Origin of the sequence: Pseudaquabacterium inlustre (genome assembly GCF_038066595.1) — a bacterium.
GTDB lineage: Bacteria > Pseudomonadota > Gammaproteobacteria > Burkholderiales > Burkholderiaceae_C > Pseudaquabacterium > Pseudaquabacterium inlustre.
The window spans coordinates 367762-393140 of the sequence record NZ_JBBUTH010000003.1; the positions used below are offsets into that span (position 1 = coordinate 367762).

At 69.3% G+C, this 25379-nt stretch carries 18 protein-coding genes; 12 read left to right on the forward strand and 6 right to left on the reverse strand.

Going from position 1 to position 25379, the window contains the following annotated elements; all coding sequences use genetic code 11:
• Nucleotides 1–34: 34 nt before the first annotated feature.
• Entirely contained in the window at nt 35–1264 is a 1230-nt protein-coding gene (gene argJ, locus AACH10_RS06990; protein WP_341409646.1) for a bifunctional glutamate N-acetyltransferase/amino-acid acetyltransferase ArgJ, read from the forward strand.
• A 132-nt stretch (nt 1265–1396) separates the two neighbouring features.
• Nucleotides 1397–2692: an MFS transporter gene (locus AACH10_RS06995; protein WP_341409647.1), complete on the forward strand. Its 1296-nt coding sequence runs from the start codon at nt 1397–1399 to the stop codon at nt 2690–2692.
• Between the two features lie 45 nt (nt 2693–2737).
• On the opposite strand, the gene ugpQ is transcribed toward AACH10_RS06995, so the two are convergent.
• The 5 genes from ugpQ to ugpB all read right to left on the reverse strand — a co-directional run bounded on the left by ugpQ (nt 2738) and on the right by ugpB (nt 7827).
• Entirely contained in the window at nt 2738–3490 is a 753-nt protein-coding gene (gene ugpQ, locus AACH10_RS07000; protein WP_341409648.1) for a glycerophosphodiester phosphodiesterase, read from the reverse strand.
• Complete coding sequence (locus tag AACH10_RS07005; protein ID WP_341409649.1) at nt 3487–4566, reverse strand: sn-glycerol-3-phosphate import ATP-binding protein UgpC; 1080 nt, start codon at nt 4564–4566, stop codon at nt 3487–3489. The genes ugpQ and AACH10_RS07005 overlap by 4 nt, the downstream gene beginning before the upstream one ends.
• A 14-nt stretch (nt 4567–4580) precedes the next feature.
• Complete coding sequence (gene ugpE, locus AACH10_RS07010) at nt 4581–5432, reverse strand: sn-glycerol-3-phosphate ABC transporter permease UgpE (RefSeq protein WP_341409650.1); 852 nt, start codon at nt 5430–5432, stop codon at nt 4581–4583.
• Nucleotides 5433–5471: 39 nt separating this feature from the next.
• Entirely contained in the window at nt 5472–6356 is an 885-nt protein-coding gene (ugpA, locus tag AACH10_RS07015; RefSeq protein WP_341409651.1) for a sn-glycerol-3-phosphate ABC transporter permease UgpA, read from the reverse strand.
• A 148-nt stretch (nt 6357–6504) separates the two neighbouring features.
• Nucleotides 6505–7827 carry a sn-glycerol-3-phosphate ABC transporter substrate-binding protein UgpB gene (gene ugpB, locus AACH10_RS07020; protein WP_341409652.1) on the reverse strand — a complete coding sequence of 441 codons (1323 nt, stop codon included), beginning with the start codon at nt 7825–7827 and terminating at the stop codon, nt 6505–6507.
• 258 nt (nt 7828–8085) lie between these two features.
• On the opposite strand from ugpB, the gene AACH10_RS07025 reads away from it, so the two are divergent.
• Nucleotides 8086–12030 (forward strand): DUF3683 domain-containing protein, encoded by a 3945-nt coding sequence (locus tag AACH10_RS07025; protein WP_341409653.1) that lies wholly within the window; start codon nt 8086–8088, stop codon nt 12028–12030.
• 12 nt (nt 12031–12042) lie between these two features.
• On the opposite strand, the gene AACH10_RS07030 is transcribed toward AACH10_RS07025, so the two are convergent.
• Entirely contained in the window at nt 12043–12927 is an 885-nt protein-coding gene (locus AACH10_RS07030) for an N-formylglutamate amidohydrolase (RefSeq protein ID WP_341409654.1), read from the reverse strand.
• Between the two features lie 145 nt (nt 12928–13072).
• Between AACH10_RS07030 and AACH10_RS07035 the strand changes: the two genes are divergently transcribed.
• From AACH10_RS07035 to AACH10_RS07075, 9 genes are all read left to right on the forward strand, one after another.
• Complete coding sequence (locus tag AACH10_RS07035; protein WP_341409655.1) at nt 13073–14866, forward strand: peptide ABC transporter substrate-binding protein; 1794 nt, start codon at nt 13073–13075, stop codon at nt 14864–14866.
• Nucleotides 14867–14896: 30 nt separating this feature from the next.
• Nucleotides 14897–15856, forward strand: coding sequence for an ABC transporter permease (locus AACH10_RS07040; protein WP_341409656.1), 960 nt, complete (start codon nt 14897–14899; stop codon nt 15854–15856).
• Between the two features lie 13 nt (nt 15857–15869).
• On the forward strand, nt 15870–16766 hold the full coding sequence (locus AACH10_RS07045; protein ID WP_341409657.1) for an ABC transporter permease: 897 nt from the start codon (nt 15870–15872) through the stop codon (nt 16764–16766).
• Entirely contained in the window at nt 16766–17746 is a 981-nt protein-coding gene (locus AACH10_RS07050; RefSeq protein WP_341409658.1) for an ABC transporter ATP-binding protein, read from the forward strand. Before AACH10_RS07045 ends, AACH10_RS07050 begins: the two co-directional genes overlap by 1 nt.
• On the forward strand, nt 17743–18717 hold the full coding sequence (locus AACH10_RS07055; RefSeq protein ID WP_341409659.1) for an ABC transporter ATP-binding protein: 975 nt from the start codon (nt 17743–17745) through the stop codon (nt 18715–18717). Before AACH10_RS07050 ends, AACH10_RS07055 begins: the two co-directional genes overlap by 4 nt.
• A gap of 4 nt (nt 18718–18721) precedes the next feature.
• Nucleotides 18722–19630: a L,D-transpeptidase gene (locus tag AACH10_RS07060; RefSeq protein WP_341409660.1), complete on the forward strand. Its 909-nt coding sequence runs from the start codon at nt 18722–18724 to the stop codon at nt 19628–19630.
• A gap of 208 nt (nt 19631–19838) precedes the next feature.
• The gene (locus AACH10_RS07065; RefSeq protein ID WP_341409661.1) at nt 19839–20966 is read left to right on the forward strand and encodes a LacI family DNA-binding transcriptional regulator; all 1128 of its coding nucleotides are present in this window, start codon (nt 19839–19841) and stop codon (nt 20964–20966) included.
• Nucleotides 20967–20991: 25 nt separating this feature from the next.
• Entirely contained in the window at nt 20992–23910 is a 2919-nt protein-coding gene (locus AACH10_RS07070; protein ID WP_341409662.1) for a TonB-dependent receptor, read from the forward strand.
• Nucleotides 23910–25376, forward strand: a complete 1467-nt coding sequence (locus tag AACH10_RS07075) for a glucoamylase family protein (RefSeq protein WP_341409663.1) — start codon at nt 23910–23912, stop codon at nt 25374–25376. Before AACH10_RS07070 ends, AACH10_RS07075 begins: the two co-directional genes overlap by 1 nt.
• Nucleotides 25377–25379 lie beyond the last annotated feature (3 nt).

Genomic DNA, 25379 nt, shown 5'->3' on the forward strand with positions numbered 1-25379 from the left:
CCGTTTTTCATCTCGACGCGAAGGTTCCAAGCGCATGCCCGTCAATCTGCAGCCGCCGGTGGCGGCCGATCTGTTTCCGGTGGCCGGTGTGCGCATCGGTGTGGCTGAGGCCGGTGTGCGCAAGGCCAACCGCAAGGACCTGGTGGTGTTCGCGCTCGACGAGGGCACCTCGGTGGCCGGCGTGTTCACCAAGAACCGTTTCTGCGCCGCGCCGGTGCAGGTCTGCCGCGAGCACCTGGCGGCCGGCGCAGGCATTCGCGCGATGGTGATCAACACCGGCAACGCCAATGCCGGCACCGGCGCCGATGGCCTGGCGCGGGCTCGCCGCACCAGTGCGGCCCTGGCCAAGCTGCTGGGACTGGCCGAGCAGCAGGTGCTGCCCTTCTCCACCGGCGTGATCATGGAAGCCCTGCCGGTCGAGCGCATCGAGGCCGGCCTGCCGGCGGCGCTGGCCGCGCTGCGCGCCGACGGCTGGGCGCTGGCCGCCGAAGGCATCATGACCACCGACACGCTGCCCAAGGCGGCGTCGCGCCAGGTGCAGATCGGTGGCCGCACGGTCACGGTCACCGGCATCAGCAAGGGCGCCGGCATGATCCGGCCGAACATGGCCACGATGCTGGGCTTCGTGGCCACCGATGCGGCGATCGCGCCGGACCTGTTGCAGGACCTGGTGCGCGAGGCGGCCGATCTGAGCTTCAACCGCATCACGATCGACGGTGACACGTCCACCAACGATTCGTTCGTGCTGGCTGCCACGCACCGTGCGGGCAATGCCACGATCACCAGCCTGGCCTCCGCCGAAGGGCAGGCGCTGCGCGACGCAGTGATCGCCGTGTCGCAGCAACTGGCGCAGGCCATCGTGCGCGACGGCGAGGGCGCCACCAAGTTCATCACCGTGCAGGTGGAGGGCGGCGCCAGCGAGGATGAGTGCAGCCGCGTGGCCTACGCCATCGCGCACTCGCCGCTGGTCAAGACGGCGTTCTTCGCCAGCGATCCGAACCTGGGGCGCATCCTGGCGGCGGTGGGTTACGCGGGCATCGACGATCTCGACCAGACGCTGATCGACCTGTTCCTGGACGACGTGCATGTCGCCCGCCAGGGTGGCCGTCACCCCGATTACCAGGAAGCCGACGGCCAGCGCGTGATGAAGCAAAGCGAGATCACGGTGCGGGTGCTGCTGCATCGCGGTGCGGCGCGCACCACGGTGTGGACCTGCGACCTGTCGCACGACTACGTCAGCATCAACGCCGACTACCGCAGCTGAACCCCCGGCGCGCTCGCGCTCGTCCGCCGGGTTCCCTCCCGTGGGGGATGCCCGGGCGGCAAGCCTTTGGGGCGCACGCACAATCGCGGCACCGCCAGGCCCCACAAGGGCCTGCGTGGCACCGATTGGGGGGTGAAATTGACACAAGAAGCACAAGGCTCCGCCTGGGCTGCGCTGCGCGCCCGGCTGTCGTTGGCGCCCGATGACCTGCTGCGCGACGCGCAGTACCGGCGGCTGTTCTGCTCGGTGCTGATCGCGTCGCTGGGGGCGCAGGTCACGATCCTGGCGCTGCCGCTGACGGCGGCGTTGCTGCTGAAGGCGACGCCCACGCAGATGGGCTGGCTCACCGCCATGGAAGTGCTGCCTTTCGCCCTGCTGTCGCTGCCGGCCGGCGTGTGGCTGGACCGTGTGCGCAAGCTGCCGGTGGTGGTGGGGGGCGAACTCACCGTGGCCCTGGTGGTCAGCAGCGTGGCCGCCGCCTGGTGGCTCGGTGTGCTGGCCATGCCGTGGATGTACGGGGCCGCCTTCCTGATCGGCCTGTCCAGCGTGCTGGGTGGCAGTGCGTCCCAGATCGTGCTGATGCAGGTGGTCTCGCGCGAGAAGCTGGTGCAGGCGTATGCGCGCAATGCGCTGGCCAGTTCGGGCGCCGAGATCCTCGGTCCAGGTGTGGCGGGCATGCTGATCCGGGCGGTCGGCGCGCCTGTGGCCTTGCTGCTCGACGCACTCGCGCTGTTCTTCTCTGCCGCCATCCTGCGCGGACTGGGCGTGCGGGAGACCTTGCCGCAGCGCACCGATGCCAGCTTTGCGCGTGACCTGCGCGAGGGCATGGGCTTCGTCCGCAGCCAGCGCCTGCTGGTGGCGCTGGCCCTGGCCGTGGGCGTGTGGCAGCTGTGCCAGCACGCGGCCCTGGTGGTGCAGGTGCTGTACGCCACCCGCACGCTGGGCCTGAGCGAACAGGGCGTGGGCCTGTGCTACGCCGCGCTGGGCCTGGGCACGGTGAGCGCCGGCAGCCTGGGCGACCGCATCAGCCAGCGCCATGGACCGGGGCCGACGATGGTGATGGGCTTTGCGGTCTGTGCGCTGGGCTGGCTGCTGCCCGCCGTGGCGCCTGCCGGCACCGCGGGCGTGGTGGCCTTCGCGCTGATGATGGTGCTCACCGGCGCGGGCGGCGTGCTGGTGTTCATCAACTTCCTTGCCATGCGCCAGGCGGTGACGCCGCAGCCGCTGCAGGGCCGCATGACGGCGACGATGCGCTGGCTGATCCTGCTGCCCGGCGTGCCGGGCGCGCTGATCGGCGGCTGGATCGGCGAGCATGTGTCACTGGCCGCCACGCTGGGTGCGGTGGGGCTCACCGCCGCACTGCTGGCGGCGCTGAGCTGGCGCGCCACGGTGATCCGCAGCGTGCGCGAGCTGCCGACGCCGGCCTGAGCTTCCGGCGTCTGGCACGCGGCGCTGGTGCCGCGCCTGCGGCACTCAGCCCCGGGCCGGGGCGAAGCGGTCCACCGCGTCGGTGATGATGCCGTCGATGTCCAGTGCCAGCAGGCGCTCGGCCTCGTCGGCCTCGTTGACCGTGTACACCAGCGCGCGCAGGCCGGCGCTGCGCAGCTGCTGGCGCAGCACCGCGTCCATCAGGCGGAAGTTGGTCACCACGGCCACGCAGCCCAGCGACGCGGCCACGCCGGCCCAGCCGTCCCACAAGGTGTCGAGCAGCAGCGCGCGGGGCAACTGCGGTGCGGTCTCGCGCGCACCCTGCAGGGCTTCCGGACGGAACGAGCTGAGCAGCGGCGGCACCGCGGCGCCGGCCCACAGGCGGGCGGCGGCTTCGGCCACCACGCGGCCGGTGTGCAGCTCGACGCCGGGCGTGGGCTTGATCTCGATGTTCAGCGCGAAGCCGTTGGCCAGCACATACGCGGCCACCGCATCCAGCGTGGGCAGCGGCTCGCCCGCATAGCCCCGGCTGTGCCAGCCGCCGGCATCCAGCCGCGACAGCTCGGCCCAGGGCCGGTCGCCACCGGTGCCAGTGCCATTGGTGGTGCGTTCCAGCCCAGCGTCGTGCATCAGGAAGGGCACGCCATCGGCCGACAGCTTCACATCGCATTCGGCCATGCGGTAGCCATGGGCCGCGCCCAGGCGGAACGCAGCCAGCGTGTTCTCGGGCGCCAGCTTGCCGGCGCCGCGGTGGGCCACCCAGCGCGGGTAGGGCCAAGGCGTGAGGGGATGGCTCATGCGTCGATCCGTTGTCCGGTGCCGGCATCGAACCAGTGCACCCGGCCCGGCATGGGCGCCAGTCGCACGGTCTCGCCGCGGTGCGGTGCGGGCAGCGTGGCGTCCAGGCGCAGCGTGAGGTTCTGGCCGCCGATGCGGCCGTGCACCAGGCGCTCGGCGCCCAGCATCTCCACCGTCTCCACGTGCATCGTCCAGCTGCCGGCCGGGTCCAGCACCAGGTGTTCCGGGCGCACGCCCAGCAGCAGCGCGCCGGCCCGCGGGGCGGCCACCGGCAGCGTGGCGCCCTGTTCGCCGGCCGCGGCGTCGGGGATGAAGCGTTCGCCCTCGGCACGGCCGCTCAGCAGGTTCATCGGCGGCGAGCCGATGAAGCCCGCGACGAAGCGCGTGGCCGGGCGGCCGTACACCTCTTCCGGCGTGCCGATCTGCTCGACGCGGCCGCCGTTCATCACGATCATGCGCTGGGCCAGGGTCATGGCCTCCACCTGGTCGTGCGTGACGAACAGCGAGGTGACGCCCAGCTCGGCATGCAGCTTCTGGATCTCGAGCCGGGTCTGCGCACGCAGCTTGGCGTCCAGGTTCGACAGCGGCTCATCGAACAGGAAGGCCGCCGGCTGCCGCACGATGGCGCGGCCCATGGCCACCCGCTGGCGCTGCCCGCCGGACAGCTGCCGCGGCTTGCGCTCCAGCAACGCCTCCAGCTCCAGGATCTTGGCCGCCTTGCGCACGCGCTGCTCGATCTCGGCCGGTGCCAGCTTGGCGATCTTCAGCCCGTAGGCCATGTTGTCGAACACGCTCATGTGCGGGTACAGCGCGTAGTTCTGGAACACCATCGCGATGTCGCGGTCGGCAGGCTCCAGCTGGTTGACCACGCGGCCGCCGATGTGGATCTCGCCGCCGGTGATCTCCTCCAGGCCCGCCACCATGCGCAGCAGCGTGCTCTTGCCGCAGCCCGAGGGGCCAACGATGACGATGAACTCACCGTCGGCGATGGCCACGTCGACGCCGTGGATCACCTTGTTGGCCTTGGCGCCGTGGCCGTAGGTCTTCTCGACCTGCTTCAGTGCAATCGCACCCATGTTGTCTCGTCCTCTTACTTCTCGGTATCCACCAGGCCCTTGACGAACCAGCGCTGCATCAGCACCACCACCACGGTGGGGGGCAGCATGGCCATCACGGCCGTGGCCATCACGATGTTCCACTCGTTGCCGGCGTCGCCGCCGGCGATCATGCGCTTGATGCCCACCACCACCGGGTACATGTCCTCGCTGGTGGCGGCCAGCAGCGGCCACAGGTACTGGTTCCAGCCGTAGATGAACTGGATGACGAACAGCGCCGCGATCGAGGTCGACGACAAGGGCACCAGGATGTCCTTGAAGAAGCGCATCGGTCCGGCGCCGTCGATGCGCGCGGCCTCGGCCAGTTCTTCCGGCACGGTCAGGAAGAACTGCCGGAACAAAAAGGTGGCCGTGGCCGAGGCGATCAGCGGCACGGTCAGGCCCGCGTAGCTGTTCAGCAGCCCCAGGTCGGACACCACCTTGTAGGTCGGCAGGATGCGCACCTCCACCGGCAGCATCAGCGTGACGAAGATGGCCCAGAACAGCAGCTTGCGCAGCGGGAAGCGGAAGTACACCAGCGCGAAGGCCGACAGCAGCGACACCGCGATCTTGCCGATGGCGATGGCCAGCGCCACCACCAGGCTCACCACCACCATGCGGCCCACCGGTGCGTTCGAGCCCTTGCCGCCACCGTGGCCGGTGAGGGCGTTGACATAGTTGTCCCAGCCGTGGCTGCCGGGTAGCAGCGGCATCGGGGCCTGCACGATGTCCTGCGCGGTGTGGGTGGACGCCACGAAGGCCAGGTAGATCGGGAAGGCCACGATCAGCACGGCCAGCACCATCACCACGTGGCTCAGCAGGTCCAGCAGGGGGCGGCGCTCAACCATGGCGGGCCTCCATGACGACGACGAAGTAGCGGGTGCTCATCAGTAGTTCACCTTGCGCTCGACATAGCGGAACTGCACCACCGTGAGGGCGATGACCACGAACATCAGGATCACGCTCTGCGCGGCCGAGCCGCCCAGGTCGCCGCCCTTGACGCCGTCGTGGTAGACCTTGAACACCAGGATGGCGGTGTCTCGGCCCGGGCCGCCTTGGGTGGTGGCGTCGATGATCGCGAAGGTGTCGAAGAACGCGTACACCACGTTGATCACCAGCAGGAAGAAGGTGGTGGGCGACAGCATCGGCAGCTGGATGTCCCAGAAACGCCGCCAGGGCCGCGCGCCATCGATGGCCGCGGCCTCGATCAGCGAATGCGGCACCGACTGCAGGCCGGCCACGAAGAACAAGAAGTTGTAGGAGATCTGCTTCCACACCGCGGCGGCGACGATCAGCCCCATCGCATGGCCGCTGTTGAGCAGGTGGTTCCAGTTGAATCCGAAGGCGTGTGCCAGCGTCCAGGACACCACGCCGATGTCGGGCGAGAACATGAACAGCCACAGCACGCCGGCCACCGCCGGTGCCACCGCATAGGGCACGATCAGCAGCGTGCGGTAGGCCAGCGCGCCGCGCACGATGCGGTCGGCGAACACCGCCAGCATCAGCGCCAGCGCGATGCCCACCACGGCCACCAGCACCGAGAAGATGGCCGTGGTCTTGAACGACTCTAGGTAGGCGGGGTCGCCCAGCAGCTGGCGGAAGTTGTCCAGGCCCACCCACTGGGTGGACAGACCGAAGCTGTCCTGCATCTGCAGCGACTGCACCACCGCCTGCGCGGCCGGCCAGAAGAAGAACACGCTGATGATCACCAGCTGCGGCGCCAGCAGCAGCCAGGGCAGCAGCGGGGCCCGGAAGTAAGCGCGCTTTTCCATCGTGCTCGCTTTCAAGAACGAACGGCGCGCCGGGTGGGCGCGCCGCGTGGATCGTCGGCGCCAGCCGGGTCTCGGCCGGCGCCGCAAGAGGGGGTCAGAAGGGAATCAGAACGGGGTCAGAACGGCCGGCTCCTGGCCGGCCTGCGGGTCACTGGGCGTTCTTGGTGGCCTTCTCGAAGCGCTCGAGCTGCTCGTTGCCGCGCTGCACGGCGGCGTCGAGCGCCTCCTTGGCGCCCTTCTTGCCGGCCCAGATGGCTTCGGTCTCCTCGTCGAGGATGGTGCGGATCTGCACGAAGCTGCCCAGGCGGATGCCGCGCGACTTGTCGGTGGTCTTGCGGATCATCTGGTTCACGGCCACGTCGGTGCCCGGCTTCTCCTTGTAGAAGCCCGACTTCTCGGTGAGCTGGAACGCCGCCATCGTGACCGGCAGGTAGCCGGTGCGCTTGTGGCTGGCCGACTGCACCTCGGGGCTGGACAGGTACTTGAAGAACTCGGCCACGCCCTTGTATTCCTCGGCCTTCTTGCCGGCCATCACCCACAGGCTGGCACCGCCGATGGCGGTGTTCTGCGGCGCGCCGGGCACGTCGGGGTAGTAGGGCAGCGGGGCCAGGCCGTAGGAGAACTTGGCCCCCTTGCTCACGTCGGCGTACGAGCCCGACGAGCCGGTGAACATCGCGCACTCACCCGACACGAAGGACGGCACCGCCACGCTGGCGCGGCCCTTGTAGACGAACAGGCCCTGCTTGGCCATGTTGGCCAGGTTCTCGAAGTGGCGCACATGCAGCGGCGAGTTGAACGCCAGGCGTGCGCTGGGGCCGCCGAAGCCGTTGTTCTTGGTGGCGAACTCGGTGTTGTGCCAGAGCGAGAAGCTCTCCAGGTGCACCCAGCTCATCCAGCTGGTGGTGTACGGGCACTTGCTGCCGGCGGCCTTGAGCTTGGCCGCGGCCAGGGCTACCTCGGGCCAGGTGGCCGGGGCCTTGTTCGGGTCGAGGCCGGCGGCCTTGAAGGCGTCCTTGTTGTAGTAGAAGATCGTCGTCGAGCTGTTGAACGGGAACGACAGCATCTCGCCCGCCGCCGAGGTGTAGTAGCCCGACACGGCCGGCACGTAAGCCTTCGGGTCGAAGGTGACGCCGCTTTGCTTCATCACCTCGGCCACCGGCTTGATGGCGCCCTTGGAGGCCATCATCGTGGCCGTGCCCACCTCGAACACCTGCAGGATGTGCGGCGAGTTGCCGGCGCGGAAGGCGGCCATCGCGGCGGTCATCGACTCGTCGTAGTTGCCCTTGAAGGTGGGCACCACCTTGTACTGCTTCTGGCTGGCGTTGAACTGGTTGGCCTGGTCGTTGACCCATTCGTTCAGGCCGCCGGTCATCGAGTGCCACCACTGGATTTCGGTCTGGGCCTGGGCGGGCAGCGCCAGGGCGGTGAGGGCAGCCAGGGCCAGGCCGGTGGCTGCAAAGCGGATCTTCATGTCTTCTCCGTGAAGCTCGAGTGACAAAGGCGCCGTAGTGTCGGCACTTCTCATGACAGCCGCGTTTCTGACACAGGGTGACTGCGGCGGGCAACGGGGCTTACCCGCCAACGGTGCGCGCGCATCGCGGCTGGCACGGTTGCGGGGCATCCCCGGCCCAGAACAGGGCATTGTTGCACTGCGATACCATATGGCCTCAGGTGCCTGCCCCCGGCGACGCTGCGCTATCTCAAAGAATCCGGCGCCTGTCAGCCCCTCATGAATGCACCGCTCGTGATCCCCAGCCCGGTCGAAGGCGACCTTGCCGCCGAGGCCGCGCAGGCACCCCGCCTGCGCGAGATTCCCTACAACTACACCTCGTTCTCCGACCGCGAGATCGTGCTGCGCCTGCTGGGCGACAGCGCCTGGGAGTTGCTCGGCCGCCTGCGCGGCGAGCGCCGCACCGGCCGCTCGGCACGCATGCTCTACGAGGTGCTGGGCGACATCTGGGTGGTGCAGCGCAACCCCTTCCTGGTCGATGACCTGCTGGACAACCCGCGCCGCCGCCAGCTGCTGATCGACGCGTTGAACCACCGTCTGCACGAGGTGGAGCGCCGCCGCACGCCCGGCGCCGACCCGGTGCGCGACGGCCATGTGGGCGCCTTGCTCGACCTGGCCCGCGGTGCCGTGGCGCGCTTCGGTGCGCAGTTCGACGCAGTGGCCGATCTGCGCCAGCGCGCGCGCCGCGTGCTGGGCGCGCACACCGCCAAGGACAACATCAAGTTCGACGGCCTGTCGCGGGTCAGCCATGTGACCGACGCGACCGACTGGCGCGTCGAGTACCCCTTCGTCGTGCTCACGCCCGACACCGAGGCCGAGATGGCCGCGCTGGTGGCCGGCTGCGTGCAACTGGGCCTGACCATCGTGCCGCGCGGCGGCGGCACCGGCTACACCGGCGGCGCCGTGCCGCTGACCTGGAAGAGCGCGGTGATCAACACCGAGAAGCTCGACCAGATGACCGAGGTCGAGTTCGTCAGCCTGCCCGGCCTGGACAAGCCCGTGCCCACCGTGTGGACCGGCGCCGGCGTGGTCACGCAACGCGTGGCCGATGCGGCCGAGCGCGCCGGCCATGTGTTCGCGGTCGATCCCACCTCGGCCGAGGCCAGCTGCGTGGGCGGCAACATCGCCATGAACGCCGGCGGCAAGAAGGCCGTGCTGTGGGGCACCGCACTCGACAACCTGGCCAGCTGGAAGATGGTGACGCCCGAGGCCAAATGGCTGGAGGTGCACCGCCTGGACCACAACCTGGGCAAGATCCACGACGTGGCCGAGGCGCTTTTCGAGCTGCGCTGGTTCGACGCCAGCGGCAAGACGCTGGAGAAGACCGAGATCCTGGCCATCCCCGGCCGCGTGTTCCGCAAGGAGGGCCTGGGCAAGGACGTCACCGACAAGTTCCTCGCCGGCCTGCCGGGCATCCAGAAGGAAGGCTGCGACGGCCTGATCACCAGCGCCCGCTGGGTGGTGCACCGCATGCCCGAGCATGTGCGCACCGTGTGCCTGGAGTTCTTCGGCAACCCCAAGGACTGCGTGCCCTCGATCGTCGAGATCAAGGACTTCATGTTCGCCGAGATGAAGCAGCCCGGTGGCGCCATCCTGGCCGGCCTGGAGCACCTGGACGACCGCTACCTCAAGGCCGTGGGCTACGCCACCAAGAGCAAGCGCGGCGGCCTGCCCAAGATGGTGCTGATCGGCGACATCGTCGGCGACGACCCCGACCGCGTGGCGCGAGCGGCCAGCGAGGTCATCCGCCTGGCCAACGGCCGCTCGGGCGAGGGTTTCATCGCCGTCAGCGCCGAGGCGCGCAAGAAGTTCTGGCTCGACCGCAAGCGCACCGCGGCCATCAGCCGCCACACCAACGCCTTCAAGGTCAACGAGGACGTGGTGATCCCGCTCGAGCGCATGGGCGAGTACACGCTGGGCATCGAGCGCATCAACATCGAGCTCAGCCTGCGCAACAAGATCGCGCTGGCCGACCGGCTGGAGACGTTCTTCCTGGCCGGCCAGCTGCCGCTGGGCAAGACCGACGACGCCAGCGAGATCCCGAGTGCCGAACTGCTGGAAGATCGCGTGCAGCAGGCCCTGACCCTGGTGCGCGACGTGCGCGCCCAGTGGCAGCAGTGGATGCAGCACCTGGACGTGGTGCTGCCCAATGAGACCCGCAGCTACTTCGACCAGCTGCAGGACCATGGCCTGCGCGCCAGCTGGAAGGTGCAGATCCTGCGGCCGCTGCAGATGCTGTTCACCGGTGCGGCCTTCGCTCCTGTGATCGACGCCGCCAAGGCCATCCACCAGGAGGTGCTGCGCGGCCGCGTGTGGGTGGCGCTGCACATGCATGCCGGCGACGGCAACGTGCACACCAACATCCCCGTCAACAGCGACAACTACGAGATGCTGCAGACGGCCCACGAGGCCGTGGCGCGCATCATGGTGCTGGCACGCAGCCTGAACGGCGTGATCTCGGGCGAGCACGGCATCGGCATCACCAAGCTCGAGTTCCTCAGCGACGAGGAGCTGGCCAACTTCACCGCCTACAAGCAGCGCATCGACCCCGAGGGCCGGTTCAACAAGGGCAAGCTGCTGCGCGGCGAGGCCCTGCGCCGCCTGGGCGACGACGTGCATGCCGCTGACCTGACCCATGCCTACACGCCCAGCTTCGGGCTGATGGGCCATGAGTCGCTGATCATGCAGCAGAGCGACATCGGCGCGATCAGCGAGTCGATCAAGGACTGCCTGCGCTGCGGCAAGTGCAAGCCGGTGTGCGCCACGCACGTGCCGCGCGCCAACCTGCTGTACAGCCCGCGCAACAAGATCCTGGCCACCAGCCTGCTGGTGGAAGCCTTCCTGTACGAGGAGCAGACGCGCCGCGGCGTCAGCCTGGCGCACTGGGAGGAGTTCGAGGACGTGGCCGACCACTGCACGGTCTGCCACAAGTGCCTGAGCCCCTGCCCGGTCAAGATCGACTTCGGCGACGTGTCGATGGCGATGCGCAACCTGCTGACCAAGATGGGCCGCAAGAGCAAGCGCCCGGCCACCATGGCCGCCATGGCCATGCTCGACACCAAGAGCCCGGTGGTCATCAGCACGCTGCGCACCGCGGTGCTGGATTGGGGCGCCAAGGCCGTGAACATCGGCAACACGGTGCTGTCGGTGGCCGCCAAGGCCCAGACCGCACGGCCGCCGGCCACCGTGGGCGCGGCCACGCTGAAAGAGCAGGTCATCCACTTCGTCAACAAGAAGATGCCCGGCGGCCTGCCCAAGCAGACTGCGCGCAAGCTGCTGGACATCGAGGATGCGGACTACGTGCCGATCATCCGCAACCCGCAGGCCACCACGGCCGACAGCGAGGCGGTGTTCTACTTCCCCGGTTGCGGCTCGGAGCGCATGTTCAGCCAGGTGGGCCTGGCCACGCAGGCCATGCTGTGGCACGCCGGCGTGCAGACCGTGCTGCCGCCGGGCTACCTGTGCTGCGGCTACCCGCAACGCGGCAACGGCCAGTTCGACAAGGCCGAGAAGATGATCACCGACAACCGGGTGCTCTTCCACCGCGTGGCCAACACGCTGAACTACCTGGACATCAAGACCGTGGTGGTCAGCTGCGGCACCTGCTACGACCAGCTGCAGGGCTACCAGTTCGACAAGATCTTCCCCGGCTGCCGCATCGTCGACATCCACGAGTACCTGCTGGAAAAGGGCATCACGCTGACGCCCGAGCAGGCCGGTGCCTACCTCTACCACGACCCCTGCCACAGCCCGATGAAGCAGCAGGAGCCGATGAAGACGGTGAAGGCCCTGGTCGGCCCCGCGGTGCTGCAGAGCGAGCGCTGCTGCGGTACGGCCGGCACGCTGGCCACCTCGCGTCCCGACATCTCCACGCAGATCCGCTTCCGCAAGGAGGAAGAGCTGCGCAAGAACGAGGTGCAGCTGCGCGCGCTGCCGGCGGCGCAGGGCAAGGCGGGTGCCGCCGACAAGGGCCCGATGAAGATCCTGACCAGCTGCCCGGCCTGCCTGACCGGCCTGACCCGCTACGGCAACGACCTGGACGGCGGCCTGCTGGAAGCCGACTACATCGTCATCGAGATGGCCCGCCACATCCTGGGCGAGACCTGGTTGCAGGACTACGTGGCCCGCGCCAACCAGGGCGGCATCGAGCGCGTGCTGGTGTGACGCGGCGCTGAATCAGGCCGCCTGAAAGCGGCCTGCGCGCGCCGCCTGCGCCACCGCGTCCAGCAGCGCCATCAGGTCGGCCTGCAGGCGCGCAAAGCCGTCGTGGCGGCTGCGCGTGGCCTCGTCCATGTACAGGCGCTTGTTCACCTCCAGCTGCAGGCTGTGGCGGCCGGCCACCGGCTGGCCGAAGGCACGCACCAGCTCCACGCCCTTGAACGGGTCGTTGATCGCTACCCGGTAGCCGCGCGCGGCGAGCTGCTCGCGCACCAGCGCTGTGAGCGCGGGCGCACAAGTGGTGCCGTCGCGGTCACCCAGCACGATGTCGGCGCGCGGCGTGCCCGCCGGGCCCTCGCCCATCGCGCCGGCCACCGCGTTCATCGAGTGGCAGTTGATGTGCACCACCACGCCATGCGCGGCATGCGCCGCCGCCATCAGCGCGGCCAGCCGCTGGTGGTAGGGCGCGTGGCAGCGGGCGATGCGGCCGCGTATCTCGTCCACCGTGAGCGGGCGGTCGTAGATCGGCGTGCCGTCGTCCAGCGTGCGCCAGATCAGCGCCTTGCCGATGGTGGCCTTGCCGCTGGGCACATGGGCGTCGGGCCAGTGCCGGTCAGCCAGCAGGTCCAGGTCGATGTCGCCGGCGTGGCGGTTGGGGTCGAGGTAGGTGCGCGGGTACTCGGCCGCCAGCAGCGGGATGCCGCGTGCGGCGGCGGGCTGCCACAGTGCATCGATGAAGCAGTCCTCGCCGTCGCGCAGCGCCTCGTGCGACACCGCGGCACCGAAGTCGGCCGGAAAGCGCGTGCCCGAGTGCGGCGAATCCAGCACGATGGGTTGCGCGGCCTGCTGCGGACCGTGCAGCGTGATCGGGTCGTCGGTGAAGGGGGTGCTCAGGGGATTCATGGGGCTGCCATTGAGGCGGGTCACAGGGTGTTCACCATGATGGGGCGTACCCGCATGGTTGCTGGCCCGGATATCGCTAGTATCCGGGCACCTTGGAACGCCGGCCACGAGCCGGCGCTGCGAACGCGACGACTGGAGAACAGCCATGCAAGAAGAACGCGCACTGCGTGCCCTGATCGATGACGCCAAGCACGGCCGCCAGACGCGGCGTGACGTGATCCGCCAGATGGTGGGCCTGGGCCTCACCGCACCGATGGCCTCGATGCTGCTGATGCACGAAGGCGTGGCGCAAAGCCTCAAGCCGGCGCCGTACAAGCCCACCAAGCGCGGTGGCGGCGGCACGCTGAAGGCGCTGTGGTGGCAGGGCACCACGCTGCTGCAGCCGCACTTCGCCAACGGCACGAAGGACCAGGAAGGCTCGCGCATCTTCTACGAGCCGCTGGCCGTGTGGGATGGCGAGGGCAACCTGGTGCCGGTGCTGGCGGCCGAGATCCCCACCAAGGAGAACGGCGGCCTGCTCGAAGGTGGCAAGGTGGTGCGCTGGCGCCTGAAGAAGGGCGTGACCTGGCACGACGGCAAGCCCTTCACCGCCGACGACTGCGTCTTCACCTGGGAGTACGCGCGCGACCCGGCCACCGCGGCCGTGACCCTGGGCGTCTACAAGGACGTCACCGTGGTCAAGGTCGACGAGCACACCATCCTGGTCACCTTCCCCAAGCCCACGCCGTTCTGGGCCACGGCCTTCGTGGCCGCCGAGGGCATGGTGATTCCCAAGCATGTGTTCGGCCCCTACATCGGCGCCAAGTCGCGCGAGGCACCGGGCAACCTGAAGCCGGTGGGCACCGGCCCGTACAAGTTCGTCGATTTCAAGCCGGGCGACATGGTGCGAGGCGAGATCAACAAGAACTACCACGAGGCCAACAAGCCCTTCTTCGACGCCATCGAGATGAAGGGCGGCGGCGATGCCGTGTCGGCCGCACGTGCCGTGCTGCAGACCGGCGAGTACGACTACGCCTGGAACCTGCAGGTCGAGGACGAGGTGCTCAAGCGCCTGGAGGCCGGCGGCAAGGGCAAGGCGCACATCGTGCCGTCGGGCGACATCGAGTTCATCCAGCTCAACATCACCGACCCGGTGGCCGAGGTGGACGGCGAGCGCTCCAGCACCAAGACCAAGCACTTCGCGTTCAGTGATCCGGCCGTGCGCGAGGCCATGACCTACCTGGCCGACCGCAAGAGCATCCAGGAGTTCATCTACGGCCGCACCGGCGTGGCCACCAGCAACTTCCTGAACAACCCGCCGCGCTTCCGCTCGCCCAACACCAAGTTCGAGTTCAACGTCGACAAGGCCAATGCGCTGCTCGAGGCGGCGGGCTGGAAGAAGGGCAGCGACGGCATCCGCGAGAAGGGCGGCAAGAAGCTCAAGCTGGTGTTCCAGACCTCGGTGAACGCACTGCGCCAGAAGGAGCAGGCGGTGATCAAGCAGGGCTGCCAGAAGGCCGGCGTCGACCTCGAGCTGAAGTCGGTCACCGCCAGCGTGTTCTTCTCGTCCGACGTGGCCAACCCCGACACCTACGGGAAGTTCTACGCCGACATGCAGATGTACACCACGACGCAGACCCAGCCCGACCCCGAGCGTTTCATGGACCAGTACCTCACGCGCGAGATCTCGTCCAAGGTCAACAAGTGGGCCGGCCGCAACATCTGCCGCTACAGCAACCCCGAGTACGACAAGACCTACCAGGCCGCCGAGAGCGAACTGGACGTGGCCAAGCGCACGGCCATGTTCATCAAGCTCAACGACCTGCCGGTCAACGACAAGGTCATCATCCCGCTGATCAGCCGTCCGCGCGTGCGTGGCGCGAACCTGAAGCTGGTGACCAGCCTGACCGGCTGGGACCTGGACTTCTCGCTGCTGCAAAACTGGTATCGCGAAGCTTGATGTCGTCGTCGGTCTGATTGCTGATTTGCCGTGGGCCTCTACCTCCTGCGGCGCCTGCTGATTGCCCTGCCCAGCCTGCTGGGCATCAGCGTGGTGCTGTTCACTGTTCTTGCGCTGGCGCCGGGCGATCCGTTCGGCGAGCTGGCGCTCAATCCCAACGTCCCTGCCGAGGTGCGCGAAGCGCTGCGCAAGAAGTTCGGGCTCGATGACCCGATCTGGCAGCGCTACTTCCACTGGCTGGCGGCCATGCTGCATGGCGACTGGGGCTTCTCGTTCATCAGCCGGGTCGATGTCGACACGCTGATCTGGCAGCGCGTGCCGGTGACGCTGGCGGTGATCGGCGCCTCGCAGGTGCTGGCACTGTTGGTGGCGCTGCCGGTGGGCACGCTGGCGGCGATCAAGCCCTATTCGTGGTTCGACCGCATCGCCAGCACGCTGAGCTTCGTGGGCTTTTCGCTGCCCACGTTCTTCACCGGCCTGCTGCTGATCCTGGTGTTCTCGATCAAGCTGGGCTGGCTGCCCTTCGTCTACCGCGCCGACATCGCCGCCACCGGCTGGCAGTGGTGGTGGGAGCACCTGCAGCAGTCGATCATGCCGATCGCCGTGCTGGGCCTGTTCCAGGGCGCCAGCTGGATGCGCTACGTGCGCTCGGCCGTGCTCGACGTGGTGCGCCTCGACCACGTGACCACGGCGCGCAGCAAGGGCCTGGCCGAGCGCGTGGTGGTGCTCAAGCACGTGGTGCGCAACGCGATGATCCCGGTGGTCACGCTGGTGGCGCTGCAGATGCCCGCGGTGTTCGGTGGCGCCATCGTCACCGAGCAGATCTTCCGCATCCCCGGCATCGGCAGCCTGCTGATCGACGCCATCCTGCGCAACGACACGCCGGTGATCATGGGCGTGACCTTCGTGTTCAGCTGCCTGGTGATCCTCTTCAACCTGATTGCCGATCTGCTGTATGGCTGGCTCGACCCCCGCATCTCCTTCCGCTGACACCCCGGTCGCGGTGTCGGCGCGTCCCGCGCGCGGCACCTCACCCTGGCGCGACGCGGCGCGCCGCTTCGCCCGCCACCGCATGGCGCTGATCAGCCTGTTCACGCTGGGCCTGATGGTGCTGGCCGTGCTGCTGGGCCCGATGGTCTGGAAGGTGGCGATCAACGACATCGACTTCAGCGCCCGCAACGCGCTGCCCAGCGCCGCGCACCCGATGGGCACCGACGACCTGGGGCAGGACATCCTGGCCCGCGTGCTGTACGGCGGGCGCATCTCGCTGGCCGTGGGCCTGGCGGCCATGGCCATGGCCATGGTGGTGGGCGTGCTGGTGGGTGCGCTGGCCGGCGTGTCGCGCGGCTGGGTGGATGCCGCGCTGATGTGGCTGACCGACCTGTTCCTCAGCCTGCCGCAGCTGCCGCTGCTGCTGCTGGTGATCTACCTGTTCCGCGACAGCCTGAAGGCCGCCTTCGGCCCCGAGGTGGGCGTGTTCATCCTGATCGTGCTGGTGGTCGGAGGCTTTCGCTGGATGCCGGTGGCGCGGCTGGTGCGGGCGCAGTTCTTCTCGCTGCGCGAGAAGGAGTTCGTCGAGGCGGCGCGGGCGCTGGGCGCCAGCACCTCGCGCCAGGTGTTCCGCCACATCCTGCCCAATGCGCTGGGCCCGGTGATCGTCGCCGGCACCATCGACGTGGCCGCCGCCATCATTGCCGAGAGCACGCTGAGCTTCCTGGGCCTGGGCTTCCCGCCCGACATCCCCACCTGGGGCCGCATCCTGTTCGACGCCAAGGACTACCTCGACATCGCGCCGCACTGGGCGCTGTTCCCGGGCCTGGCGATCTTCCTCACGGTGCTGACGATCAACTTCGTGGGCGATGGCCTGCGTGACGCGCTGGATCCGCGCAAGGTTCTCTGATGGCACTGCTTGAAATCGAAGGACTGAAGGTCCAGTTCGCCACCGACGACGGCTGGCTGCACGCCGTGGACGGCGTGGACATGCAGGTCGATGCCGGCGAGACGCTGTGCGTGGTGGGTGAATCCGGCTGCGGCAAGTCGGTCACCGCGATGACGGTGATGAAGCTGCTGCCGATGCCGCCCGGCCGCATCGCTGCCGGCCAGGTGCGCTGGCAGGGCCGCGATCTGGTCAATGTGTCGGCCGACGAGATGCGGGCGATCCGGGCCAAGGAGATCGCCATCGTCTTTCAGGAGCCGATGACCAGCCTGAACCCGGTATACACCGTGGGCGAGCAGATCGCCGAGTCGATCCGCCTGCACGAGGGCCTGAGCAAGGCCGAGGCGATGAACCGCGCGGTGGAGATGCTCAAGCTGGTGAACATCCCCACGCCCGAGCGCCGCGTGAAGGACTATCCGCACCAGTTCTCGGGCGGCATGCGCCAGCGCGTGATGATCGCCATCGCGCTGGCCTGCAACCCCAAGCTGCTGATCGCTGATGAGCCGACCACGGCGCTCGACGTCACCATCCAGGCGCAGATCCTCGACCTGCTCGAAGACCTGAAGGACCGCCTGGGCATGGCGGTGATGCTGATCACGCACGCCATGGGCGTGGTGGCCGAGGTGGCCCAGCGCGTGGTGGTGATGTACGCCGGCCGCGTGGTGGAAGAAGCGCCAGTGGCCGAGCTGTTCGCCCACCCGCGCCACCCGTACACCCGCGGCTTGATCCGCTCGATCCCGCGCATCGATCTGGCGGCCGAGCACAAGCAGCGGCTGGAGGCCATTCCAGGCGGCGTGCCCAAGCTGATCAACCCGCCGCCGGGCTGCCGCTTCGCCTCGCGCTGCAAGCATGCCGTGCCCTCGTGCAGCGCCGGCACGCCCGAGTTGCGTGAGGTGTCCCCCGGCCACAAGGTGGCGTGTTTCCTGGCGGAAGAGATTGCATGAGCGACACGCCACTTCTTGAAGTCAAGGGACTGGTCAAGCACTTCCCGGTGAAGGGCGGCCTGCTGGGCCGTGAGGTGGGGCGCGTGCACGCGGTCGACGGCGTGAGCTTCACACTGGCCAAGGGCGAGACGCTGGGCGTGGTGGGCGAGTCGGGCTGCGGCAAGAGCACCACCGGCCGCTGCATCCTGCGCCTGATCGAGCCCACGGCCGGCCAGGTGCTGTTCGAGGGCCGCGATGTCACGGCCATGAACAAGACCGAGCTGCGCGCCATGGCGCGGCACATGCAGATCATCTTCCAGGACCCGTACGCCAGCCTGAACCCGCGCATGACGGTGGGCGCCATCATCGGCGAGGCGCTCACCATCCACGGCCTGGCGCCCAACCGCGCGGCGTATGAGGCGCGCATCGCCGAGCTGCTGGAAACCGTGGGCCTGCATGCCGATCACATGCGGCGCTATCCGCACGAGTTCTCGGGCGGCCAGCGCCAGCGCATCGGCATTGCGCGTGCACTGGCGGTGAGCCCCAAGCTCATCGTCTGCGACGAGGCGGTCAGCGCGCTGGATGTGTCGATCCAGGCCCAGGTAATCAACCTGCTGGAGGATCTTCAGCAGAAGTTCGACCTGACCTACATGTTCATCGCGCACGACCTCAGCGTGGTGGAGCACATCAGCCAGCGCGTGGCGGTGATGTACCTGGGCCGCATCGTCGAACTGGCGCCGGCGCGGGCGCTGTACGCCTCGCCGCAGCACCCCTACACCGAGGCCTTGCTGTCGGCCGTCCCCATCCCCGACCCCAGCATCAAGCGCCAGCGCATCCGCCTGCAGGGCGACGTGCCCAGCCCGCTGAACCCGCCCAGCGGCTGCCACTTCCACACCCGCTGCCCGTACGCCGAGGCGCGCTGCAAGACCGAGTCGCCCACGCTGCGCGACCGCGGTGACGGCCACTGGGTGGCCTGCCATCTGCGGGCCTGAGGCCGTGGCCCGGTGGCGGGCGGCCCTGCGGGTGCTGGCGGCATGCTGCTCGCTGGCCCTGCCGGTGGCCGCGCCCTCGGCGGCCGATGTCTCGACAGCCGCTGCGCCCGCCAGTGCGCCGGCGTCGGCAGGCGAGGTGGCCGCTCATTTCGCGCGCGAGGTGCCGCGCCGCCTGGCCGTTCCGCCCGAGGCGCAGGCGCGCTACCTGGCCCTGCTGCAACAGGCGCTGGACGGCGCCGGCCTGACCGATCTGCCGCCGCAGCACCTGCTGCTGGTGGACCGCAGCCCGCAGGTGCAGATGCTGGCGGTGCTGCTGCGGGCGCCCGATGCCGCGGGCGCCGTCACCTGGCACTGGATCGGCGCCACCCCGGTGTCCACCGGCCGGGTGGGCAGCTTCGACCATTTCCGCACGCCGCTGGGCGTGTTCGCGCACACCCTGGCCAACCCGGACTTCCGCGCCGAGGGCACGTTCAACGAGAACGGCATCCGCGGCTATGGCGTGAAGGGCATGCGCGTGTTCGACTTCGGCTGGGCGCAGGCCGAGCGCGGCTGGGGTGGTGGTGGCCTGGGGCAGATGCGCCTGCAGATGCACGCCACCGATCCCGACAAGCTGGAACAGCGCCTGGGCCGAGTCGACTCCAAGGGCTGCGTGCGCATCCCGGCGGCGCTGAACCAATGGCTTGACCGCCATGCCGTGCTGGACGCCGACTACCTGCAGGCCATGGCCAGCGGCCACCCCGGCAAGGCCGCCTGGGTGCTGCGGCCTGACCGCGAGCCGCTGCCCTGGCCGGGGCGCTGGCTGGTGATCGTGGATTCGGCCACCGTCACCCGTCCGGCCTGGGCCCTGCCGCCGGCGCCGGCCGGTGCACCCACGCTGCGCCAGGCGGCACTGGCCGGCCGCGGCGTCTGCTGATCCTGCCGGACGGTCCGGCCAGCGGCGATGGGCGCTGCGCGTCTGCCCGCCTGGCCCGCGGTCGAACCGACGACGTGTCGCAGCCGGGCCATGACCACAGCCCGTTGCCTGGCACCGACGTTTAGGTGGAAACGATTACATACGCCTGCGGTCTGCTCGTCTGTAATCGTGGAACCGTTTACATGGCGTTCCACCGCTGCCCGTCACCATGCCTGCCACGATCAAGGACGTTGCCCGCGCCGCCGGCGTGTCGGTGGCCACCGTGTCGCGGGCCATGAACGGCCACAGCAACGTGCTGCCCGACACGCGCGAGCGCATCCTGGCGGTGGCCCGCGAGCTGCGCTTCACGCCCTCGGGCGCGGCCCGCAGCCTGATCATGCGGCGCACCGAGACGGTGGGCGCGCTGCTGCCCGACCTGCACGGCGAGTACTTCTCCGAGCTGATCCGCGGCATCGACCAGGCGGCCCGCGCGCGCGGCCTGCACCTGCTGGTGAGCGGCTCGCATGGCGATGCGGGCGAGGCCGCTGCGGCGCTGCGTGCGATGGCCGGCCGGGTGGACGGCGTGCTGATCATGGCGCCGCAGGCCGACGCCGACGCGCTGCTGGAGCACCTGGCGCCCAACCTGCCCACCGTGCTGCTGAACTCCCCCGGCTCCGCCGCCCACGGGGGCACGCTGGCGGGCGGCCTGCCCAGCTTCGCGATCGACAACGTCGATGGCGGTCGCCGCATGACGGCCCACCTGGCGGCGCAGGGCCGGCGGCGCATCGCCTTCATCGGCGGGCCTGCCGCCAACCACGAGGCCCAGGCCCGGCGCCAGGGCTACCGCGAGGCCCTGACCGCGCTGCCGCGGCCGCAGGCGCCGATCGAGTACGCCGGTGACTTCACCGAGGCGGCGGGCCGGGCCGTGGGCCAGCAGATCGCGGCCATGGCCGCGGCACGCCGGCCCGATGCGGTGTTCGCCGCCAACGACATGATGGCCATCGGCTGCCTGGTGGCGCTGGCCGAGGCCGGCATCGCGGTGCCGGGCGAGGTGGCGCTGGGCGGCTTCGACGACATCCCGATCGCGCGCTACGTCACGCCGCCGCTGTCCACCGTGCATGTGCCGATCGCCGAGCTGGGCGCCGCGGCGCTGGCGGCGCTGGCCGATGCGGTGGAGGCCGGTGCCGGCGATGACGCCGATGCCCTCGCAACCGACGCGCCGCGTGTGCTCCCCCCCGCGCCGCGCCAGGTGCTGCCGGTCACGCTGGTGGCCCGGCGCTCGTCGGGCGATCCGGCGCCCGACCCTGTTCCACAGACCAGACGCGCCAGCAGGCGCGCGAGCCCTCCCAAGACCTGACGCCCATTCGTAGAAGGAGACACGCATGAAGCCCCGACATCATCTTGCGCTCAGCCTGCTGGCGGCCGCGGCGCTGACCGTGCTGGGCCTGCCCGCACAGGCCCAGCTCGCCACCGCCACGCTCAAGGGCCAGGTGCACACCGCCAGCGGCGCCACCGCCAAGGGCGATCTGCTGGTCATCGCGCTGAACCGCGACACCGGCGCCACCTACCGCACCACCACCCGCAACGACGGCAGCTACACGCTGGTGGGCCTGGCCCCCGGCGCGTACTCCATCCGCATCAGCGCCGACAACGGCACGGTGGTCTCCGAGGTGATCCTGCTGCAGGTGGGCGAGACCGCCTCGCTGGACCTGGCGCTGGGCGCCAACCAGCAGGTCACCATCACCGGCACGGTGCAGCGCAAGGACGTGCGCACCTCCGAGGTCGGCACCAACGTCTCGCGCAAGATGATCGAGGCGCTGCCGCAGGTCACGCGCAACTTCCTCAGCTCGGCCGATCTGGCGCCCGGCGTGCGCTTCGAGACCGATGCCGGTGGCAACACCCGCCTGCGCGGTGGTGCGCAGAACCAGGACGCGGTCAACGTCTACATCGACGGCATGGGCCAGAAGAACAACATCCTGCGCGGCGGCCTGGCCGGGCAGGACACCAGCGAGGGCAACCCCTTTCCGCAGAGCGCCATCGCCGAATACAAGGTGCTGACGCAGAACTACAAGGCCGAGCTCGAGCAGGTGAGCTCGGCCGCCATCACCGCCATCACCAAGAGCGGCACCAACAAGCTGCAGGGCGAGGCCTACGTCAACCGCCTGGGCAGCAACACCCGCGCCTACAGCCCGGTGGAGCGCGAGGCCGAGGCCGGTGGCACGCCGCGGCCGTCGTTCGAGCAGATGGAGTACGGCTTCAACCTGGGCGGCGCCATCACGCCCGACACGCTGCACTACTTCCTGGCCTACGACGGCAAGTCGATCGACCGGCCCAAGCAGATCGTCGGCCGCAATTTCGACAAGTACCCCGGCAGCCCGGGCATCGTGGCCGGCCTGGCCGGCCAGCGCGGCGGCTTCGTGCAGCGCTTCGACGAGCACCTGCTGTTCGGCAAGCTCAACGCCAACCTCAGCGACGAGCAGCGCCTGGAGTTCAGCTTCAAGCTGCGCCAGGAAGACAGCTACAAGCTCGAGAGCGACATCGCCACGCCGCGTTCGGCGCTGAACAACAACAACGACGAGACGCGGCTGGACCTGAAGCACGAGTGGGCGCGCGGCAACTGGCTCAACGAGGCCCGCGTGGCCTATGAAAGCTCGCGCTGGAACCCGAAGTCGGACGCCTCCGATCCGCTGGTGCGCTACAAGTACTCGCCCAGCAACGAGATCCGCAACATCCAGGACCTGATGACCGACGGCGGCTCGCCCAATGCGCAGGACCGCAAGCAAAGCGGCTGGACGCTGAAGAACGACCTCACCTTCACCGGCCTGCGCGGCCATGTGGTCAAGGGCGGCGCGCAGTGGAAGGCCATGGACTACACGCTGGGTGGCACCGCCTTCCGCGTGGATGCGGTCGACGTGGTGGTCGACAGCACGACCGGCCTGCCCTACTACAACGGCAACACCTGCACCGGCACCAACATCGCCAGCAACGGCCTCAGCAGCGACCAGTGCCGCATCACCCGCGCGATTCCCGCGGTGGATGCCAACTTCCGCAACAACCAGGTCGGCCTGTACCTGCAGGACGACTGGACGCTGTCGAAGCAGCTCGAAGTGAACCTCGGCCTGCGCTGGGACTTCGAGGACAACATGCTGAACAACGGCTACGTGACGCCGGCCGACCGCGTGGCCGCGCTGAAGGGTCTGGACGGCCGCACCGTGGCCGGCATCACCGCGCCGGCCGGCCAGACCTATGCCCAGTCGCTGGCCAAGGGCGGCATCGCCATCGATGATTTCATCGCCACCGGCAGCAGCCGCAAGTCGTACAAGGGCGCGCTGGCGCCGCGCGTAGGCGCCAGCTACGACCTCAGCGGCGACAAGGCCACGGTGCTGTTCGGCGGCTATGGCCGCAGCTACGACCGCACCATGGCCAACCATGCGCTCGACGAACTGCAGAAGAACAAGCAGACCGGCGGCGAGATCTGGCTGATGCGCAACGACATGAAGATGCCCTACGCCGACCAGTTCAGCCTGGGCGTGCGGCAGGCCGTGCGCGCGTGGAACGTCGAGCTGACCTACAGCGACATCCATGCCAAGAACCAGTTCGTCTGGTACGGCGGCAACCGCGACCCCAACGGCGGCTACGGCACGCAGAGCCCGATCGATCCGCTGTGGGGCGGGCCGAACGGCTTCGGCACGCTGATCCTGGGCGACACGGTGGGCGAGAACCGCGCGAAGTCGGTGTTCGTCAAGGCCGACAAGCCCTACACGCTGGAGAGTGGCTGGACGGCCAGCGTGGCCTACACCTACACCGATGCGCGCACGACGCACAAGGAGTGGGACGACAACATCTTCGACTGGACCTACGGCCGCTCCACCCATGGCTGGAACCCGTCGAAGCTGACCGAGCGCCACCGCGTCGTGGCCGCCGGCATGACCGACAGCCTGCTGCCCTGGGGGCTGCAGCTGTCGGGCAAGCTCACCTACGGCAGCGGCCTGCCGCGCCGCGTGACCAGTTGCGCCGCCGGCTGGGACAAGTGCGTGTACGTCAAGGCCGATGGCGACCGCTTCAACCAGGTGGACATGGGCATCGCCAAGGACGTGGTGGTGGGCCCGGGCCGGCTGCGCCTGCGCGTGGACATCCTGAACCTGTTCAACACCGCCAACTGGGGCTACTACGACGACTGGGGCGGCGGCCCCGGCAACCCGCAGAACGCCTATGGCGGCGACAACGCCAACGTGGGCAAGCGCACCGGCCTGCGCGGCGACATGCGCACCGTGAAGCTGACGCTGGGCTACGCGTTCTGATGCGCGCGCCGATCAGCCGGCGGCGCTGGCTGGCGGCGGGTGCGGCGGCCTGGCTGGGCGCGGGCTGCGCCGTCCGACCGGACGGTGCGGCAGCGCCCTGGGTGGCGCCTGCGCCGCTGCCGCCGGCCCAGGCCGAGGCCCTGCTCGATGACCTGGAGCGCCGCACCTTCGACTTCTTCTGGCAGACCACCGACGCGGCCACCGGCCTGGCGCCCGATCGCTGGCCCACGCCGTCGTTCGCCAGCATCGCGGCCACCGGCTTCGCGCTCACCGCGTATCCGCTGGGCGTGGTGCGTGGTTGGGTGAGCCGCGAGGCGGCGCGACAGCGCGTGCTGGCCACGCTGCGTACGTTTCTCGATGCGCCGATGGGCCCCGAGCCGCAGGGCCGGGCCGGGCACCACGGCTTCTACTACCACTTCCTCGACATGCGCAGCGGCACACGCTTTGCCCGCTGCGAGCTGTCCACCATCGACACCGCGCTGCTGCTGGCCGGCTTCCTGTGCTGCCAGAGCTTCTTCGACGGCGCCGATACCGACGAGGCGCGGCTGCGTGCCGGCGTCGACGAGCTCTACGGCCGCATCGACTGGGCTTGGGCCATGCCGCGCGCTCCGCGCATCGGCCATGGCTGGCACCCGGAGAGCGGCTTCATCGGCTCCGACTGGCGGGCCTACGATGAATCGATGCTGCTGTACCTGCTGGCACTCGGCGCGCCCACGCGGCCGGTGGGCCGCGACGCCTGGGACTTCTGGGCCAGCGGCCTGCCCGCGGCCTGGGGCGTTCAGCATGGGCAGGCGCACCTGCACTTCGCGCCACTGTTCGGCCACCAGTTCACGCAATGCTGGGTGGACCTTCGCGGCCTGCACGACGACTTCATGCGCGCCAAGCAGGCCACCGAGCCGGGCCTGGACTACTTCCAGAACTCGCGCCGTGCCACCTATGCGCAGCGTGCCTATGCCATCGCCAACCCCGAAGGCTGGGCCGGCTACGGTCCCGACCTGTGGGGCATCAGCGCCTGCGACGGGCCGGCCGATGTCGAGCGGCCCTTTGGCGGTCGCATGCGCCGCTTCATCAGCTACGCCGGCCGCGGCATGGGTGGCGCGCACACCTTCGACGATGGCACGCTCACGCCCTATGCTGCCGGCAGCTCCATCGCCTTCGCGCCCGAGATCGTGGTGCCCGCGCTGGCGACGATGAAGGCGCGCGGCGGCGCGCACCTGTACGGCCGCTACGGCTTCTCCGATGCCTTCAACCCCAGCTTCACCTTCACCGACGTGACGCTCACCCATGGCCGCGTGGTGCCGGGCCAGGGCTGGTTCGACACCGACCACCTGGGCATCGACCAGGGCCCGATGCTGGCCATGCTGGCCAACCACCGCGACGAGCTGGTGTGGCAGACGATGCGGCGCAATGCGCACCTGCAGCGCGGCCTGCGGCGCGCGGGCTTTGCGGGCGGCTGGCTGGGCTGAGCA

Coding starts and splice junctions, on each gene's coding strand:
- argJ (WP_341409646.1), top strand. CDS start 35: ATGCCCGTCAATCTGCAGCCGCCGGTGGCGGCCGATCTGTTTCCGGTG.
- ugpQ (WP_341409648.1), bottom strand. CDS start 3,490: ATGAGCCATCCCCTCACGCCTTGGCCCTACCCGCGCTGGGTGGCCCAC.
- AACH10_RS07005 (WP_341409649.1), bottom strand. CDS start 4,566: ATGGGTGCGATTGCACTGAAGCAGGTCGAGAAGACCTACGGCCACGGC.
- ugpE (WP_341409650.1), bottom strand. CDS start 5,432: ATGGTTGAGCGCCGCCCCCTGCTGGACCTGCTGAGCCACGTGGTGATG.
- ugpA (WP_341409651.1), bottom strand. CDS start 6,356: ATGGAAAAGCGCGCTTACTTCCGGGCCCCGCTGCTGCCCTGGCTGCTG.
- ugpB (WP_341409652.1), bottom strand. CDS start 7,827: ATGAAGATCCGCTTTGCAGCCACCGGCCTGGCCCTGGCTGCCCTCACC.
- AACH10_RS07025 (WP_341409653.1), top strand. CDS start 8,086: ATGAATGCACCGCTCGTGATCCCCAGCCCGGTCGAAGGCGACCTTGCC.
- AACH10_RS07030 (WP_341409654.1), bottom strand. CDS start 12,927: ATGAATCCCCTGAGCACCCCCTTCACCGACGACCCGATCACGCTGCAC.
- AACH10_RS07035 (WP_341409655.1), top strand. CDS start 13,073: ATGCAAGAAGAACGCGCACTGCGTGCCCTGATCGATGACGCCAAGCAC.
- AACH10_RS07050 (WP_341409658.1), top strand. CDS start 16,766: ATGGCACTGCTTGAAATCGAAGGACTGAAGGTCCAGTTCGCCACCGAC.
- AACH10_RS07055 (WP_341409659.1), top strand. CDS start 17,743: ATGAGCGACACGCCACTTCTTGAAGTCAAGGGACTGGTCAAGCACTTC.
- AACH10_RS07065 (WP_341409661.1), top strand. CDS start 19,839: ATGCCTGCCACGATCAAGGACGTTGCCCGCGCCGCCGGCGTGTCGGTG.
- AACH10_RS07070 (WP_341409662.1), top strand. CDS start 20,992: ATGAAGCCCCGACATCATCTTGCGCTCAGCCTGCTGGCGGCCGCGGCG.
- AACH10_RS07075 (WP_341409663.1), top strand. CDS start 23,910: ATGCGCGCGCCGATCAGCCGGCGGCGCTGGCTGGCGGCGGGTGCGGCG.